This window comes from Flavobacterium sp. ZT3R18 (genome assembly GCF_007097385.1).
GTDB lineage: Bacteria > Bacteroidota > Bacteroidia > Flavobacteriales > Flavobacteriaceae > Flavobacterium.
Window position 1 is genome coordinate 276446 of sequence record NZ_VJZS01000003.1, and the last position, 16036, is coordinate 292481.

A 16036-nucleotide genomic window follows, 5' to 3' on the forward strand; every position below is an offset into this window, starting at 1 on the left:
AAATCCCTTACTATTCAAAATTAACGATATTATACACCAGCACTCTATCTTCATATTTGATATAGAGCTGTTTTCTGTTTTCTTGATTTTTTCGGGTAATAAAAGAAATCGTGCAGTCTTCCCCATTGTTATCTTTACAAATAAACGGATAAACAATATCGGTATCATTTTCTTCGACAGGAAAGTATTCTACGATTTCAAATAACTGTATCGCTTCCGAATAAATCACAATTCTATTTTTGGTGGTATCTAAATTGATCACAATATTGACCAATTTCAAATCACTCCAAGCTCCAAATTTACCATTTCCCTCTTTTTCGGAAACGCTTAAACCTGTAGTTTTGAATTTATACGTTTGGCTGTATCCTTGATTAAATACAAGAAAAAGAAACACGAAAACAATACCTATTTTAACCTTATTCATTTTAAAGAAATTTGCGGAATAACAAATATAACCATTTTAAAAACGATTCTACCACGAATTGAGTGGGTAAAATTTTGCCACGAATTACACGAACTATCACAAATTATATTCAATTTCAAAATTGAATTACACAAATTATAGCTATTTAAATTTGTGAAATTAAAACACTCCGTTGTTCGTGCAAATTAGTGCAATTAGTGGCTACCTTTTTTTTAAAAATTTACAAACCTACACAATTCGGGGTAGTGCCTTAAAAACCAAACAAAACCACTTCTTTCTTTGCTTGCTCAAAATCGACTATCATTTCAATCACAATCTCTTTTGCCGGAACTATCTTTTTGATTAATCCCGCAATTTGTCCAATTTCCAACTCCCCTTCAATCAAATCGCCTTCAAACATACCTCGCTTGGCTCTTGCTCTCCCCAATAAAGTCGCTAATTCTTCCTTGGTAGGGCATTTTTCATATAACTCTTGTACGTCTTGGTAAAATTTATTTTTTATTAAACGTACAGGTGCCAACTCTTTCAAAGTCAATTGCGTATCTCCTTCTTTAACACCAACAATGGTTTGTTTAAAATTCTCATGAGATGATGATTCTAACGAAGCTGCAAATCGACTCCCAACCTGCACACCGTCTGCTCCAAGAACCATTGCGGCAAGCATACCACGACCCGTTGCAATTCCACCCGCTGCAATAAGCGGAATCGAAATTTTATCCTTTACCATCGGAATTAAAGTAAAAGTTGTCGTTTCCTCTCTCCCATTATGCCCACCAGCTTCAAACCCCTCGGCTACGACAGCGTCTACACCTGCCTCCTGTGCTTTTAAGGCAAAAACAGAACTACTCACTACATGTACAACCGTTATCCCATTTTCTTTCAAAAAAGAAGTCCATGTTTTAGGATTTCCAGCCGATGTAAAAACGATTTTCACTCCTTCATCAACAATAATTTTCATTATTTCTTCGATGTTAGGATACAACATCGGAACATTGACACCAAATGGCTTATCCGTTGCTTTTTTGCATTTCTGAATGTGTTCTCTCAATACTTCCGGATACATCGATCCTGCGCCTATCAAACCCAATCCACCTGCGTTACTCACGGCACTGGCTAATTTGTAACCACTATTCCAGATCATTCCTGCTTGAATAATAGGATATTTAATATTGAAAAGGCTTGTAATTTTGTTCATATAAAAAAGGTTCTAAGAGGCTAAGATACTAAGATTTTGAGATAAAAAAAAGGGTAACTATTGTTTGATCAGTTTCCCTGTTTTAGTGCTTCCATTATAATCCATTTTATACATATAGACTCCGGATTGCAATGATTTTAATGAAATAGTTGGCGATGATTTCGTGATTGTTTGCTCCATCATTTTCTGTCCTAATATCGTATAAACACGAAAAACTCCAGTGTCGAAATTCTCTGAAAAAGAAACCATGCTAAAATCACTTACTGGATTCGGGTATAAAAACAGATCTGTTTTAGAAAAATCATTCACTCCTAAACCATTGGACAAAGCCAGACTAAAATCTGGAATTCCGTACCCATATTGTGTTGTTGGAGCCAAAAATCGATCTGCCGATTTTACAATTAAGTCCTTAATTGCTGCATTGGTTTTATTGGGAAACGCTTGCCATAAACACGCCACCATTCCCGCCATTATCGGGCCAGAAAATGAAGTCCCATTTGCAGTCACAATACTTCCCGATGGATTAGACAAGACGGCCGCTTGACCCTGAGCCATTACATCTGGTTTTACTCTCCCATCAAATGATGGGCCTATAGAACTAAAGCTCGCCACCGTTTTTGTTGCAGTAACCGCACCAATCGCAAGTACAGATATCCCATCCGCTGGTACCCCAATGTGCGGATTTGCAGTTCCTCCTTCATTTCCAGCAGAGGCTACTACTATCATCCCTCGACTAAAAGCGATTTCGGCACCACGAGTCATAAAGGCCGTTTTACCATCCATATCACTATAAGTATGATTGTATGTTGCATTGTCAAATTCGAAATAACCTAATGAAGTATTAATGACATCGACTCCAAGACTATCGGCTTTCTCTGCCGCTTCTACCCATAAAGATTCTTCAACGGGATTTTCGGAAGCATCATTTTCAGTTATAAATAAATAATAGGAAGCGTCTGGAGCGGTTCCTACCAAGGCGTTTGCTTGGTACCCACCCATGCAAGACAACACCATGGCACCATGGGAATCTCCTGTATAGAAATTGTTATTTCTATTCACAAAGTCATAACCGCCCAATATTTGATTATTAGCTTGTAACCGTTGAAAAGGTTGCGCCGTGTTCACTCCGGGAAAACCGGCATCCATAACGGCGATTATTTTTCCGGAACCGGTATAATTTTGTTGGTGTAATTGATCCCCTTTAAGCATTTGGATTTGGTTTAGCGAACTACCATAAGCATAATTCACCTCTGTTTCCAAAACCTTATTGACCACTTTGATCTTGGCAGTCGAGGCTTTCTTACCTGTTTGATTGAGTGCTTTATTGGCAAAATCAACTTTATCCACAAACGCAAAAGATTTTAGGGAATTGATAACCGATTGAGTTCCTCGAATATGCAAGGCATTCAACCATTTAGATTGAGCCATAACGGTAATTCCAGCAACCGATTTGACTTGGTTAATTAAACTTTTATCAATGGGAATATCTTTTGAATCTAAAGACATATTTTGTTTGGTTCTTCGGTCTAATGCTCTTTGGTTAAGCATAAGCAAAGGATTGTCAAAATAGGATTGCGAATTATTTTTGACATTAAAATACACCCAAGCATCTTCTTGAGAAAACCCAACAAAACTGGAAACCAATAAAATAATTAGAAGTGCTTTTTTCATGTTTAGTCCAAATTTAAAGGTTCTATTTAATTAAAAACAAACATAATCAAAAAAACACAAACATATAAGTAATATAAGTCATACGGTTTGCAGAAAAGTCGCTAAACTTATATGACTTATGCGAACAAGGGTTGAATCTACAACTTATTGATCTTCTACGCAGACCTAACAGGTTTTTAAAACCTGTTAGGTCTAATTCAAGTAATGTCAGATTTTTACTTCAATTAACAATTTGCATGACTTATATGTTTTAAATTTAATCCCTAACTATTTAGAATTTTAGACTATGAAATAACCCCAGAACCTATTAACTCATCTCCATGATACCAAGCAGCAAATTGCCCTTCAGTAATGGCCGATTGTGGTTCTTCGAACGAAATATACATTCCGTTTTCATATTGATGCAAAGTTGCTTTTTGCAATGGCTGTCTGTATCGAATGCGCGCCATTACTTCCATGGTTTCTCCATTGGCTATAGCCAAATCTCTACGAATCCAATGCACTTCCGATTTTTCTATAAACAAGGCTTTTTTGAACAATCCGGGATGCATACTAGACAATCCCGTATAAATAGTATTGGTTTCAACATCTGTAGCAATGACAAATAAAGGATCCGTCGTACCTCCTACATTCAACCCTTTTCTTTGACCAACTGTAAAATAATGTGCTCCCTGATGTTTCCCCATTACCTTCCCCATTTTTGGAGCATAGGGCATTTTTCTGGAAGCATACAGCAATTGTTCCTCCTGTGATAATTCGGCCTGCATTTCATAACAATATACCGGATCATTTTTATCAATTTGGATAATCTCCCCTACTTTGGGCTGCAATTTTTGTTGTAAAAATTCGGGTAAACGCACTTTTCCGATAAAACATAATCCTTGGGAATCTTTCTTTTCAGCAGTAACCAATTCCATTTGAGCCGCAATTTCTCGCACTTCGGGTTTGGTTAATTCACCTATTGGGAACAACGATTTAGACAATTGTTCCTGAGACAATTGACATAAAAAATAAGACTGATCTTTATTATTGTCAACACCAGCGAGGAGTTGGTACACCTTTTCTCCATTGACTTCAACTTCTCCTTTTCGGCAATAATGACCTGTAGCCACATAATCGGCTCCAAGACTCAAGGCGATTTTCATAAAAACGTCAAATTTTATTTCGCGATTACAAAGCACGTCAGGATTTGGAGTTCTCCCTTTTTCGTATTCGTTGAACATATAGTCAACGATTTTTTCTTTGTATTCTTCACTTAAATCAACCGTTTGAAAAGGAATACCTAATTTTTCGGCAACCAATAAGGCATCATTACTGTCTTCCAACCAAGGACAATCGTTTGAAATGGTCACTGAATCATCATGCCAATTCTTCATAAAAAGGCCTATTACTTCATACCCTTGCTGTTGCAACAAATAAGCCGCAACACTTGAATCTACACCACCTGAAAGACCTACAACTACACGTTTCATTTGTTTACATTTTAATCTTTTGCAAAAGTACAAATAATATACATAGTTATGACTACTTGAAGATTAAAGCCAGGGCAAACGCCTTTAAAAAATTTTAGCCACGAATTTAAAGAAAGTGGTTTGAAACTTTGACAAAGAGTTGCTAACTGGGAAAAGCCTTGTCAATGCAACGCGGATGACACGGATTGGCTAAAGCCAAGACGCAGAAAAAAACGGATTTTGAAAAGAGTTAGATAGAATTACACGAATTAACACAAATCAGTAAAGAATAAAAATTAATTCACACGAATTTTATTGCATTTTAAATGAATTTGTGTAATTTAAAAGTGTGAAAATTAGTGTTCATTCGTGTAATTCGTGGCAAAATTTTTTACCCCCTCAATTCGTGGTATAACCGAAAAAATCAATCAACTTTCACTTTATCCCTTTTAAGCATCGGTTTTTTTGGTTTATCCATATCCTCTTCACTTGACAATTTATCATTGACAAAAAACTGCCACTTCCCTACTTTTTTACCATCCTTGAATTTCCCTTTGGCTACAACTAAATCATTGGGATCTTTGTAGATCGCCTCCCCATCATATTCTCCATTTTTAAAAAAACTGTTTTCTAAAACAATTCCATTCTCTGAATACTTTTTATAAACGCCTTCTTTCAATCCATTTTTATAAAGTATCTCATCTACAACTTTCCCACTAGGATAATAAACCGTACGGGTTCCTTCCAGCTTTCCTTTTTTGTAATTTTCTAATGTCATAATAGCTTTGGATGCTTTATGATAGTATTTCCATTGTCCTTCACGCAATCTATTAATCTCTTTACCTTCGCTAACTACATTTTTCTTTTGGTCATAGAATATAGTATAGCATGAATTTTCTTTGGGATTAAATGCTCTGGTTGCAATAATAGATTTGGCTTTGGTATCATCAAAAAAATTAAAAACACCTACTTCAACACCATGCTCAAAAGTCCCTTCATATCTGGGTTTTCCCGATTCTTCATACACCCCTTTCCAAACACCGTGTTTTCTTCCCTTATCGTCTAAGGCGTTAAAATCGGTTTGAGCAAACATGGTTTGACAACAAAGAAAAAACACAAAAATTCTAAAAATAAAAGACATAACACTCTAATTAGTTTACATATAAAGACAACACTATAACTACTATTCTACTCAAATAGTATAACCAAAAAATAGCCACGTACCGAAATATATCGAAACGTGGCTAAAATATTTTATTCAATGCGTGATAAAATCTATTATTTATTTCTTTTTGTCCTTAGCTTTTTGAGCTTCGGCTTGTTCCATCGCATCTTGTAATTTTTGTTGAAATTTACCAGGTTTTTTAGGCTCTTTCAACTTATTCTCTTGAATTTGCGCATGAATCTTATCAGAATCTACAATGTAGTTTTTGATAACAAACATAATTCCAATGGTAATTAAGTTGGATATAAAGTTATACAAACTCAATCCAGCACCATAACTATTGAAGAAAATTAACATCATGATTGGCGAGATGTAAATCATCATCTTCATCATTTTGGCCATATCTGGCATCCCTTCTTGTTGAGGAGCCGCCATTTGTTGGTCCCCAGAAGTCATTTTCATATAAAAGAAAATCGCAATGGCTGCCAATATAGGAAACAAACTAATATGATCACCATACAATGGAACATGGAATGGTAATTTATAAACAGAGTCAAATGAAGACAAATCATCTGCCCAAAGGAATCCTTTTTGTCTCAATTCAAATGCCGAAGGAAAGAACTGAAACGAGGCGTACATAAATGGAATCTGAATCAAGGCCGGAATACAACCCGCCATAGGATTCACACCTGCTTTATTATACAACTTCATGGTTTCTTGTTGCTTTTTCATTGGGTCTTTTTTGAATTTTTCCCCCAATTCTGTAATATCCGGTCGCAACACTTTCATCTTGGCTTGAGACAAGAATGATTTATACGTAATAGGCGACATCGCAATCTTAATGATGATTGTAAATATAATAATGGCAATTCCGTAAGAAATATATCCACTCAAAAATCCGAATAATGGAATAAAGATAAATTTATTAATCCAACCAAAAATACCCCAACCTAGTGGAATTATTTTTTCTAAATTTTGATCATACGCCTTTAAAGTTTTATAATCTGATGGTCCAAAATACCAACTCATCTTATAATCTACTTCACCATTAGTAAAGGCCAAAGGCAAATCCGCTTTAAATTGTTTTATATAAGTAGTGTCTACTTTTTCATCTACAACTAATTTATTTGACTTTACTACTGATTTAGCAAACGGAGTATTAGTCAATAAAACCGTTGCGAAAAAATGCTGTTTGAACGCTATATAACTTACTTTCTCTGCAGTTTCTTCTTTATTATTTCCGTCGCCTACGTAATTAGTTTTCCCGTCTTCATATTCAAAATGAATTTCAGTAAATCTATTTTCAATAGCGATACTTTTCTCTGTACGATAGGTTTTTAAATTCCATTGCAAGTCTAATGGCTTAGCGGTATTCAAAACTTTATTCAATCCCTGAGAACGAATATCGAAACCAACCATATAATCGTTTGGTTTCAAAATGTATTTGTATTCCAAAAATTCATTGGCTCCAGCCTTCAATTTCATCGACAGCATTTGATCGGCACCCACTTTAGACAATGTAGGTTCAAAATACAAGTCTTTTGTATTTAAAGTTCTATTGTCATTCGTTTGCAATTGAATGTTCAAATCGGCATTGTTGTCTTTAATCAAAGAAACCAACTGACCTGAATTTTTCTTGAATTTTTCGAAATTTTTCAAAGTGGCTTCAACGATATACCCACCTTTATTGGCAATTTTTAATACTACAAAATCATTTTCGATTGTTGTAATATCATTTTTTGCAGAAGGTAAAGTCGCAGAATAAGCAAAACCACCTAATGTTTTTTGCAATTGAACCAATTGAGTAGAATCTCCAGCTACAACAGCTGTAGGAGTTGCAATTGTTTTAACCGCTACCGCTTTTGCTTGAGCTTCTTTTGCAACCAATTCTTTTTTAGCCTTATCCGCAGCAATAGTTGCTTCTGAAGGTTTGTTTTGGTACATAATCCAAATCAAAATACCAAAAATCAATACAAAACCTATAATCGAATTAAGGTCTAATTTTTTTTCTTCCATTTTATTTTTTTTTTTATTCAACCCCTCCCGATAACTATCGGGACTCTCCAAAGGAGAGGGAGCCGAGTCTGGAGTTATTAACTTTTTATTATTCAAGTGTACTGAAAACTGCCCCCAATAATTATCGGAAACTGAAAACTGAATACTGAGACTGAATACTATTTCTTTTTTGCCTTAACTGCGGCTGCCACAAAACTTACAAAAATTGGATGTGGGTTGGCCACGGTACTTTTGTATTCTGGATGGTATTGCACACCAATAAAGAAAGGATGATCTTCTAATTCGACAATTTCTACCAAACCTGTATCTGGATTAACACCAGAAGAAATCAATCCCGCTTTTTGCAATTGGTCAACATATTGACTGTTGTACTCGTAACGGTGACGGTGACGCTCTGAAATAGATGTCTTTCCGTAAATTTTGTACGCTAATGAATCTGGCGTGATATCACATTTCCAAGCTCCAAGACGCATTGTTCCTCCTTTATCCGTAACAGTTTTTTGATCTTCCATCAAATTCACTACAGGATGTTTGGTGTTCTCATTCATCTCAGTAGAATTGGCATCTACATATCCTAATATATTTCTAGAATATTCGATAATTGCCATTTGCATACCCAAACAAATTCCGAAAAACGGAACTTTATTTTCACGTGCATAACGAATGGTTTCGATTTTACCTTCAATACCTCTTTCTCCAAAACCTGGAGCAACAAGGATTGCATCTAAACCTGACAATTTCTCTTTAATATTATCTGAATCTATGAATTCTGAATGTATAGAAATGACATTTACTTTGGTTTCATTTGCAGCACCAGCATGAATAAAAGCTTCCAAAATAGACTTGTAACAATCTTGCATTTCTACATATTTCCCTATCAAACCGATGTTTACGGTATGTTTCGGAAATTTCAATCTACGCAAGAACGTATTCCAGTTTTTTAAATCTGGAGCGGCTTTTTTAGGTAAATCTAATTTTTTCAGCGCCACTACATCCAGTCCTTCTTCCAACATTAAATTAGGCACTTCATAGATCGTAGCAGCATCGATAGATTGAATAACCGCTTCTCTTTTTACATTACAAAACAATGCTAATTTATTGCGAATCTCATCTGAGATTTCATGCTCCGTTCTACAAACCAAAATATCTGCTTTGATTCCGCTTTCCATCAACGTTTTTACAGAGTGTTGAGTTGGTTTTGTTTTCAACTCTCCCGCAGCAGCCAAATAAGGCACCAAAGTAAGATGAATTACGATAGCATTGTGCTCTCCTAAATCCCAAACCAATTGACGAACCGATTCTATATAAGGTAATGATTCTATATCTCCTACTGTACCACCAATTTCGGTAATAACAATATCATAATCACCTGAATTACCAAGCAATTGCATTCTTTCTTTAATTTCGTTGGTGATATGCGGTACTACTTGAACCGTTTTACCTAAAAATTCTCCTCTGCGTTCTTTTTCTATTACCGAAAGATAAATTCTACCTGTAGTAACGTTGTTCGCCTGAGAAGTTGGAACATTCAAAAAACGTTCGTAGTGTCCTAAATCTAAATCTGTTTCTGCACCATCATCGGTTACGTAACATTCTCCGTGTTCATACGGGTTCAAAGTCCCCGGATCAACATTAAGATAAGGATCAAATTTTTGAATAGTAGTCCTATAACCTCTTGCTTGTAACAATTTTGCCAAAGATGCCGCTATAATTCCTTTTCCTAAAGAAGAAGTCACACCGCCTGTAACAAAAATATATTTCGTTTGATTCATTCTGTTGTTGTTTGTATTGTAGTTGTGTAAAAAACTTGGCAAAAGTACAAATTTAATTGGAATACTAAACTTCTTAGATCATTAGATTTTTAGAATATTGGACTTCTTAGAATATTTAGACTATTTCGATTTTTGGACGTCTTAGAATATTAGATTTCTTTTGACAATACCTTAAAGAAAGATTCAAAACTCCTTAAACTTGGTAAACTATTTTTTAAATCTTTAGAAAAAATCCAAGAAGTCTAAAAATCTAATGATCTAATACCATTTTACTTTTGATTTTACTGGAACAAAAAACATCTCGTCTCTTCGAGTAATTTTGAATAGTAATGCGACAGCTTTACCATTCAATCCCGAAAGCTTATGGGAGTATCGAGAAGCTTACAATGTTAGGGTTCTCGATACATTTTATTAAAAAAAGCTATCGCATTTTTTAATAAAACACTCTTCCGATAGCTATCGGAACTGACGCATACAGTTAGATTAATTTATAACAGTAAATTTAAAGCCTAAATGATCTAAGTTGTCTAAACTACGGTTTTGGATAGTTCTTCTTTATATTTCGAATTAACTCTTCGAGTCCGTTGAGTTTTAACTCGTAAATCAATTTCAATTGTTCGCCCAATTCCCCTTTGGGAAAACCTTTATTGCTGTACCAAACAATATAATATTCCGGAATATCGATAAGAAACCAACCTTCGTATTTACCAAAAGGCATTTTGGTATGCGCTAGTTTTATGAGTTGTTTTTGGTTTTGATCCAAAGTTGTGAGGTTGTGAGGTTGTTTGTTTTAAGTTTAGAGTAAAGTTCTGAATATTTGCGAAATGGCAGAAGAATAAATCCCAAACTTCAATTAAAAAAAATAATTCCCAAACAGGAACAATCTTTCAATTAAACACCAATCATTTCATTTTACAAATACGCTATTAGCCACTATTTCTTTCTTTTGTCAAGGTGTCTAATTTCTTTAGTGTTATTGGAATTCTATTTTGACCACTCATATTATTAATCAATTCACTTGCTTTTTCAAGATCAATTCCAATTGCAGTAATATAAAGAGGATTAATACTTTTACCTCTTAAAACTTCTCTTTTATTGATTTTGATTGTTGCGAAGTTTGTTTTTGCAACACCAATTACTGGTGTTTTTGAATCTAAAATTTCATATAAGTGTCCTCCTAATCCCATTTTTTCATTGTCATCTAAAAAAACAAAACCGTCTATAATAATGGCTTCAACATTTTCTATATTAATTTTTGCGTATAAACTCATAATACAAGGTAATTCCCTTTTATAAAATTCACCAGAAATATAGTCTTCTATACCTTCAAGAATTTCGGTGTAAATTTCATGCTTTTCACAATTTGTCCAACTTTCAAAAGCTAAACAAACAGTTTTCGCTTTATTTTCAAAATAATAAGTATCAAACGCTAAAATCATAATGGAATATTTATAGAATTATTTGGGAATAAAGTGTCAGCCAAGCTAATTGTATAACTTAAAAAAGGATAATTAAAATTCAAACTTTTATTTTCTTCTCGTCTATATTTGAAAAATTCTCTTTCTTGTTCTGAGTTAGCTAATTTTAATTGTTCTCCATTTGCAAAAAATGGAATGTCGTTTTTAAAGTCTAGATACGTTTTTGAAGTTCTAAAAGTCATACCTAACCATTTATTTTCATTTACAGGAATCTTTAATTTAACATCAATATCTAAAACAATTTTATGGTGAAATTTCGTATTAGTTTCAGTTGAAAATAAGATTACTGAATTATGTGTTAATGAAAACTCAAACTCTTCATTTGTTACTTTGTCTTTTACTATAAGCTTTCTAATGTTTTGCTCAGAAAGATTATCTGGATTTTCGTAACAAGAAAACAACCCGATAAATGAATTGTTTTCTAAGTCTATACTCTGGTCTGAATGAAAATTCATTTTTGAATAACTGAAATCATACACCTCAATAAGTGCATTGTTAAAATGCTGAAAAGGAATATTTTTAAGGTCATTATTTATAATTGTTTGATTAATTGTGCTAACGATATAATTATGAATTACAGAAAAACTATGAACAGGTATATTGTATTTACTTGTAGTTCTTATAATTGGAACAAGCTTTTTTTTCATTAGAACTAAATGATTAGCAATTCTACCTTTGGCTATTTGTTCATAATCAATTGAATTAAATAATTCTTTGAATAGATTTTTTTCTAATGGAATGGTGATTTTATGAAAATCTAAATCATTTGTCATATCCTTTATAATATTGGTTTCTCATAGTCTCCTAAATTCATACTAAAATATACCTTTCCATATTCAACTAAATTCTCTGTTTTATTTTCTTCAACATACGAAGTTTTCAATTTTTCGCTAGATTCCAAAGTCATTGGCTCAAGTTTGATTAAATGACTATTTTCTTTTATGTAGGTTTGCTCATTCATAAATATTGCTTCCAAATTAGAACATCGTACCACGTAACCCATTCTAACAGGAATTCTTTCAACATTTAACATAGAAGGTCTAATTTCATGGGTGTATAATCTATTAGTCGAAAGTGGTATAAAAAATGCAGAATTTGGATATAGGGTTACAGTGAATTCTTTTTCTAAAGAATCAACTGTAACTGTACTTTTCAATTTAAAGTGAAGCTTTGTTAATCCAGTTACCTGTTTATAACACCAATCATATCTATCCGTGCTTGAAAGGTTCAAATGCTTAAACTCGGATGCATCATAAAAAGTACAAAAAGCCATAATTGCCTCTTTGGGCATGTCTTTAGTTTTGTCCGAATGGGCTTTTATTTTAGATTTAATTTCTTTTCTGTTTCCTTCGGTTTTAACAATGTTCTCATAAATTTGTGCCAATACATGATTCAATTTTGATTCATTTTCAAAAATATATTTAGCGGACTCATTTAGTTTATTAATTATAAAACGGTCTGTTTGGCGTAAATTATCAGTAGGTCCAGTAAAATTACTTGAACATCGTAAAAGATGAAAATGCAATGTTTCACAATTATCATTTTCTTCTTTCAGCACTTCTGTTATGTAAATTCCTTTTCTAAATGCTTTTGATTCCTTATTCGACTCAGTTAATTGTTGAAATTCATGTTCAGACTTAATTTTATTGAAAAAATCTCCCTTTCCGAAAAGGTTTCTAAAGTAAATACCAGCATTGCTAATAATAATTGGAACTTCGCCAAGCGTAGCTATAAAATTATTATCCTTAATCCAATTTTCATGATTTATTGATAGTTCTTGGATGAAATATAACTGACTTTTTGTTATTTCGGTATTTAAAAAATCTCCACAAGCATAAATTTTAACATCATTTTGGATAATCTGTATTTCTGAAAGATTATACACTACTTTCCCACAAAAATTATCTATTAGATATTGAAGTTCTATATTACCATCTTCGTTATTCCCTATAACGACAAGTACATTTTTGTTTTTAGAAATTTGATTTTCAAGTTGTGATGTTATCATTTCTATTATTTTTAGGCATTTAGAGCAACTCTGCAAAATTGAGGCTAACTATTGAATATACAAAAAATCAATAACCGTTTTATTTCCAATTAAAAGTAATTCTCTTCTCAATATCAGCATTCAAACTCAAGAAAACTGGACAGGTCATTGCGGCTCTTTCCAGAATGGTTTTATCTTTTGATTCTGAGACGCCCTGCATGTCAAAAACAATTTCGATAGCACCGATGCGTCTAGGCTCTGCATTCATAATTTTAGTAACCCCTGCTGTTGACCCTTTAAAATCAACATTCATATCCCTTGCTTTTATCCCCATAATCGTCATCATACAAGTAGCCAAAGCATTGGCAATTGTATCCGTTGGAGAAAAAGCTTCTCCTTTTCCGTTATTATCAACTGGAGCATCCGATATGATTTCACTACCCGATTGTAGGTGTATCGATGAAGTTCTTAAATCTCCTAAATAGGTTACTTTTGATGTCATAATTGTTTTAAATTATTGTTAGGCATGTGATTATTTTTCCTCTTTATAGTGACTGGATTGAGGAGTTACTTGCGAAGATTCTTCCTTCGTCAGAATGACAATACTGAGAAAAAGTCGAAAACAACCTACTGAATACTAAACACTGAACACACTTCTTACTTCGCTTCTTTAATAGTCATATCAGTATCATAATACAAGATATAGGTTCCGTTATTGGTATAACCGCCTTCTGTTTTTTTACGATATTCAAACTTGTTTTCTACCTGTTCGGTGATCATCGTTTCGGCAGTTTCTTGATAGGTTTTATCTTGTGACAAACGCATCATGGTGTCAAAAATAATATCAAAACCACGAATAGCAAAGGCGCTAGGATTTACCTTATTCTTAGCTCTATAATTCTTCATGAAAATTTGCGCTTCTGGAGAGGTGTTTTCTCTAGTTGCCGAAGGGTACATTAAATGCAACTTCATTAAATCCTCAAAATTAATTTCATCGGTATCCAAAGTTTCATTAGACTCTAAAACCACCAATTGCACCTGATAATTAGCCATAAGAGCCAACATTGTATTCATCGTATATTTTATCATGCCCGTATTAGACGTTTCTAAAATAACGTAGTTCATTTTACCTTTTACCAATAATTTTTTAAATCCTTCAACATTCAAACCACCTGTTTCGGTCAACGGAGCGATTTTAACTGCTGCTTGATTTTCTAAAATGTATTTTCTAATGGTTTCTTTTTTCTTATCAATTACCGCAATTACATTTCCTTGTTTGGCATTCAAGAAATCGAACATTGCCGTTTTTAAAACTGGAGCAGCAACAATAGATTGGTATAAATTCTCAAAAGGATTACCTGCATCTTTTGATAATGGCGAAATTACTGGAACATTATTCTGAGCAAACAAACCAGCTGTTTTCTCTACATTACTTTGATAAAAAGGCCCTACAACTGCATCTACGTCTTCTAAATTATTTGCTGCAAAAACAGCCGCAACATTCGAAGCCGTTTTTGTTTCATTAGAATCGAAAATTTTAACATCTACAGAAATCCCCATTTGTTTAGCGGAATCAATAGCCACCAAAGCCCCCGAATAAAAATCTAATGTCATATTAAGGAATTTATCATTCTTTAATTGATTTGCCATATCGGGTTCATTTTTAGCCACATTAAAAGGCAATAGCAACACTAAAGTCTTTTTATCAGCACTATTTTTTGGAGACAAAACCACTTTTTGCTTAACCGAATTCGAAGCAATCTGATTTGATTTTGACGGCACTTTCAACACCATACCTTCTACAACTCCACCAGACAAAGCGGGATTCAATTCGACTAATTGCGGTTGTGTCAATCCAAACATTTTAGACAAACTGTAAAAAGTCTCTTTTGCTTTTACTGCATAGTCAACATACGCTATTTCTTTTTCTACTTTTTCAACTTTTGGTACAATTGGTTTACTGCTTCCTACTTTTGTTTCGGCAGCGGCAACTTTAGCAACAGCTTTAGGCCTATTCCCTTTTATCAATAATTCATATCCAACAGGCAAACTGGCAACTATTTCTGGATTTCTTTTTTCTAATTCTTCAATAGTCATACCGTATTGTTTGGCTATAGAATACTTTGTTTCCTTTGGAAGTACCGTATGAAAAACAGCTACATCCTTGCTTACAGCCGCAGCTTTAGCAGTGTTTTTAGAAGGTATATTCAAAACTTGACCTACTTTCAATCCGTATTTTTCGAGATCTGGATTGGCTTTTTTCAAAGCTTCATCTGTTACATCGTATTTTTTTTCGATACCAAATAAAGTTTCCTTCGCCATTACTTCATGCGTTTTAGCTTGTCCCTTTACCGTTTTGGATAAAGCAACATTACTTTTCCCACTGTTTTTTGGAATCAGCAAAACACTATTGGGTTTCAATCCATTTTGAGCATCCGGATTGAGTTTGTAAATATCGAATGGAGTGATTTTAAACTTTTGAGCAATTTGATTAATCGTTTCTCCTTTACTCACAACATATTTATCAATCTTATCTTGGGCAAAGCTAGACATAGAAATTAAAAAAATAGAGCAAAATAATACTGAAAAATATTTCATACGTAGGTAATATTTGTTTTTTAAAGAAACATGACGCCGTCATTCTTCATCATTTTTGAAGATTTGGGGTTATGACGATTTCACAAGTAGGTTAGTAAATTTATGTTTTTTTGTTTTAGCAAAAATACCATTGTTGTTGTCAATAATGCCATTTTTACCTGTTAATTATTACGGCTATATTCTAAATAAACAGCATTAAATTTTAACCATATAAGAAATATAAGTACATTTAAGCTGGGATGCAAAAAGCCTTGTCTTGTGTTTTCTTACATTTCTTAT

13 protein-coding genes are annotated in these 16036 nt (G+C 33.6%); all 13 read right to left on the reverse strand.

The annotated features are described in order from the left end of the window. Positions 1–10: 10 nt before the first annotated feature. The gene (locus FNW52_RS05645; protein WP_143376489.1) at positions 11–424 is read right to left on the reverse strand and encodes a hypothetical protein; all 414 of its coding nucleotides are present in this window, start codon (positions 422–424) and stop codon (positions 11–13) included. A 250-nt stretch (positions 425–674) separates the two neighbouring features. Continuing rightward, positions 675–1619 carry a nitronate monooxygenase family protein gene (locus FNW52_RS05650; protein WP_143376490.1) on the reverse strand — a complete coding sequence of 315 codons (945 nt, stop codon included), beginning with the start codon at positions 1617–1619 and terminating at the stop codon, positions 675–677. 57 nt (positions 1620–1676) lie between these two features. Beyond that, the gene (locus FNW52_RS05655) at positions 1677–3290 is read right to left on the reverse strand and encodes a S8 family serine peptidase (RefSeq protein ID WP_143376491.1); all 1614 of its coding nucleotides are present in this window, start codon (positions 3288–3290) and stop codon (positions 1677–1679) included. 284 nt (positions 3291–3574) lie between these two features. After that, complete coding sequence (gene mnmA / locus FNW52_RS05660; protein ID WP_143376492.1) at positions 3575–4762, reverse strand: tRNA 2-thiouridine(34) synthase MnmA; 1188 nt, start codon at positions 4760–4762, stop codon at positions 3575–3577. A 403-nt stretch (positions 4763–5165) separates the two neighbouring features. Beyond that, a complete protein-coding gene (locus FNW52_RS05665) occupies positions 5166–5834 on the reverse strand; it encodes a toxin-antitoxin system YwqK family antitoxin (RefSeq protein WP_255515501.1) in 669 nt (222 codons plus the stop codon). A 189-nt stretch (positions 5835–6023) separates the two neighbouring features. After that, positions 6024–7922 (reverse strand): membrane protein insertase YidC, encoded by a 1899-nt coding sequence (gene yidC, locus FNW52_RS05670; protein ID WP_143376494.1) that lies wholly within the window; start codon positions 7920–7922, stop codon positions 6024–6026. A gap of 158 nt (positions 7923–8080) precedes the next feature. Continuing rightward, positions 8081–9694 (reverse strand): CTP synthase, encoded by a 1614-nt coding sequence (locus FNW52_RS05675; RefSeq protein WP_143376495.1) that lies wholly within the window; start codon positions 9692–9694, stop codon positions 8081–8083. Positions 9695–10226: 532 nt separating this feature from the next. Further along, a complete protein-coding gene (locus FNW52_RS05680) occupies positions 10227–10457 on the reverse strand; it encodes a DUF3820 family protein (RefSeq protein WP_116764359.1) in 231 nt (76 codons plus the stop codon). Between the two features lie 163 nt (positions 10458–10620). Then, positions 10621–11133: an endonuclease V gene (locus tag FNW52_RS05685; RefSeq protein WP_143376496.1), complete on the reverse strand. Its 513-nt coding sequence runs from the start codon at positions 11131–11133 to the stop codon at positions 10621–10623. Then, positions 11130–11945: a hypothetical protein gene (locus FNW52_RS05690; protein WP_143376497.1), complete on the reverse strand. Its 816-nt coding sequence runs from the start codon at positions 11943–11945 to the stop codon at positions 11130–11132. Before FNW52_RS05690 ends, FNW52_RS05685 begins: the two co-directional genes overlap by 4 nt. 5 nt (positions 11946–11950) lie before the next feature. Beyond that, complete coding sequence (locus tag FNW52_RS05695) at positions 11951–13180, reverse strand: hypothetical protein (RefSeq protein WP_143376498.1); 1230 nt, start codon at positions 13178–13180, stop codon at positions 11951–11953. Positions 13181–13259: 79 nt separating this feature from the next. Continuing rightward, on the reverse strand, positions 13260–13661 hold the full coding sequence (locus FNW52_RS05700) for an OsmC family protein (RefSeq protein ID WP_143376499.1): 402 nt from the start codon (positions 13659–13661) through the stop codon (positions 13260–13262). 155 nt (positions 13662–13816) lie between these two features. Further along, a complete protein-coding gene (locus FNW52_RS05705) occupies positions 13817–15757 on the reverse strand; it encodes a LysM peptidoglycan-binding domain-containing protein (protein WP_143376500.1) in 1941 nt (646 codons plus the stop codon). Positions 15758–16036: the final 279 nt, after the last annotated feature.